Source organism: Planomonospora corallina (assembly GCF_042650625.1).
Classification (GTDB): Bacteria; Actinomycetota; Actinomycetes; order Streptosporangiales; family Streptosporangiaceae; genus Planomonospora_B; species Planomonospora_B corallina.
Map to the genome: position 1 here is coordinate 336149 of NZ_JBHSBM010000017.1, position 2425 is coordinate 338573.

Sequence of the window (2425 nt, forward strand, 5' to 3'; positions counted from 1 at the left end):
CCCCCGCCCGCCAGCCCGCGCCGGGTCCCGGCGGAGAACGCGGTGAAGGCGTTCGTGTACGCGCGTCCGTGACTCGCCAGCTCGGCCGCGAGGGCGGTCATCCAGTCACCGGGCTCCCGCCACTCCTCATTGAGCAGCCGTCCCTCCTCGCCGCCGGCGAGCGGGGCCAGGCACGCGCGCAGCGACTCCCGGTCCCGCGCGGCGAGCCGGACGAAGGCGGCCAGGCAGCGCTCGGCCGCCTGCCAGTCGCCGCGCGGGTACAGGTCGGCCAGATATCCGGGGGTGTCCGGAGGGCCGGCCAGCGGGACCGGGCGGACCGGCGCGGGCAGCGCCCGCGGGACGAACACCTCCTCCTCGGGGGAGACGCCGCTATCGGCCCCGGCCCCGGCCCCGTTCCCGGTTCCGGCCCCGGTTCCGGGCTCCGGTCCCCCGGCGGGCTCGCCGCCGATCACCGCGGCCAGCCGGTCGCGCGAGGCGGGCGGGAGCGGCTCCACGGCGGCACGGAGGGCCTCGGCGCCGAGCGGGGTGAAACGCCCGGCGTGCCGTACGGCGAGACGCACGGCACGCTCCTGCACGGCCCGCGCCTGGTGGCCGAAGGCCGCCGCCAGCGCCGGAGCGAACGCGTCGGCCCGGCCGGGCGCCCGCCGTACGGCCTCGTCCCACCAGCTCAGGCCCGCGCGGACCAGCCCGGTCTCGGCCCGGAAGAGCAGCCCCTCCAGCGCCTCCGCCACGTCCTCCGGATCGAGGCCGGGGAGCCGGCGCAGGTGCCTGAGGGCGGATTCGGCCACGAGGGCCGGCGCGGTGGGCAGCAGCCGCAGGTAGTCGACGGCGTGCGGCCCGATCTCGGCGGGGGAGGGGGCGAGCAGTTCGTGGAGGTGGGCGAAGAAACGCAGGTCGGGTCCTTCGCCGCCGCGCAGGAAGCGGCGCCGGCAGCCGCCGAGCAGGAGGGCGCGGTCCACCCGGCCCTCGGCGGCGAGGGCGCACAGGGCGCCGAGCCAGGAGTCCGGGCGGGGCGCGTCCGGCCGCTCGCCCCGCAGCACCCGGCCGACGCCCTCGGCCTCGAAGATCCGGGGCAGGAAGTGGTCGAGCAGCGGGTCGGTCCGCAGCTCGCCGAGCCGGGCCCCCAGCGACACCCAGCCGGCCACGAGCGGGTCGTGCTCGGGCGGGGTCACGCCGGTACGGCGGAGCAGCGCGAGCGCCAGCGGCAGGTTCCCGTCCCGGAGGGGGAGGCTCCGGCGGCCGTCGCGGACCCGGAGCGCGAGCCGTACGGCCAGGTCGGCCTGCCACGCGACGGGCCGTGCGGTGATCGCCGTGAGCAGCGGGGCGGCGGCCGGGTCGCCGTGCAGGTCCCAGCCGCCGAGCTCCCCACGGTTGATCCAGGCCGCCGCGGCCGCCGCGCCGCCGATCACGCCGGCGCCCGCGACCCGCATCGGCCCGGTCCAGTCGGGCACCGGCGGCAGCCGCCACCAGGGACGGTGCCAGGTCGCGGCCCAGGCGCCGCGGTACTCCTCCTCGTCCCGGAAGCGCCCGGCGGCGTGCAGCCGCTCCACCTCGGCCCGCCGGGCGGCGCACTCACGGTCCATCAGGTCGCGCTGCTCCTGGTGCAGCCGCTCCGCCCGCGCCCTCGCCACCGCGACGTGCCCGGGCAGCTCATGTGCGACCGCACGCCGCCCGGCCCCGTCGAGCGCCGCCACGGCCGCCGCGACCCCGGCGGCGTCCCCGGCGTCGATGAACTCCCGGACCCGCTCCCAGGCGGTCGGCTGGACGTCCTTCGGTTGCATGGCGGCGGCTCTCCACGGTCGCGGGTGCGGGACGGAGCCGTGATCGTCTCAGGGGCCACCGACGTTTCCGCCGGACAGGACGGCCACCACGGGACCGGCTGGCAGCGCGTCCCGGTGGGCGAGGTAGGCCGCGGTGGTCACCGCGCCGGAGGGCTCGGCGCGTTCCCCCAGCTCCCGCTCGAGCAGGCCGGCGGCGGCCACGATGGCGTCCTCGCTCACGGTCACCATGTCGTCCGCGTACCGGCGGATGTGCTCCCAGGCCAGGGCGCCCAGGACCGGGGCGCGCAGGCCGTCGGCCCGGGTGCGGTAGGTCTGCTGCACCGGCCACGCGGTGCGCCGGCCGGAGCGGAAGCTGGCCGCGCCGTCGGCGGCCAGCTCCGGCTCGACGCCGATCACCCTGATCGCCGGGTCGGCGGCCTTGGCCGCGACCGCGATGCCGGCCAGCAGGCCGCCGTTGCAGACCGGCACCAGGATCGTGCCCGCACCGGGCAGGTCCCGGACGATCTCGATCCCGGCGCTGCCGTGCCCGGCGATGACGTCGAAGTCGTCGGAGCGGACCACCGCGGCGGCGAGCCGGTCGGCCAGGGCCAGGCAGGTGACCTCCCGCAGGGCCGGCGGCGCGATCACCACCTCGGCGCCGTGGC

Annotated in this window: 2 protein-coding genes; both read right to left on the reverse strand. The window is 78.8% G+C overall.

Translation table 11 applies throughout. The features are described 5' to 3' along the window. The coding region (locus tag ACFOWE_RS14735) for a DUF6493 family protein (RefSeq protein WP_377287942.1) at positions 1-1781 on the reverse strand (1781 nt) is incomplete at its 3' end. 48 nt (positions 1782-1829) lie between these two features. Then, a partial coding sequence (locus ACFOWE_RS14740; RefSeq protein ID WP_377287944.1) for a pyridoxal-phosphate dependent enzyme occupies positions 1830-2425 on the reverse strand: 596 nt, incomplete at its 5' end.